Origin of the sequence: Paraburkholderia sp. SIMBA_054 (genome assembly GCF_046534875.1) — a bacterium.
Classification (GTDB): Bacteria; Pseudomonadota; Gammaproteobacteria; order Burkholderiales; family Burkholderiaceae; genus Paraburkholderia; species Paraburkholderia hospita.
On record NZ_JAWRXV010001690.1, the window covers coordinates 1 to 237 of the forward strand.

At 32.5% G+C, this 237-nt stretch carries 1 protein-coding gene; it reads right to left on the minus strand.

Annotated elements, in window-relative coordinates:
• Positions 1-237 (minus strand): hypothetical protein (locus tag SB822_RS60855; RefSeq protein WP_410859623.1); only part of this gene is annotated, 237 nt, incomplete at both ends.

Sequence of the window (237 nt, forward strand, 5' to 3'; positions counted from 1 at the left end):
TTCCACATTTTAAACTGTGATTTAGTAAATATGATTTGAATATCATCATTTTTAATATCCCACACTTTTCCGTATATATCTGTTATTTTGGATTTATTGTGTTTGTCAGCAAATTTGTGAAAATCAAAAGGAACTAACAAGCCCTTAACCCAAGGAAGCCTAACCATAAAACTTTTTTTGCTGAGCTGAGGAGATATAATACCACAGCCGTCTGTGTGTTCGATAGGGATATTCATT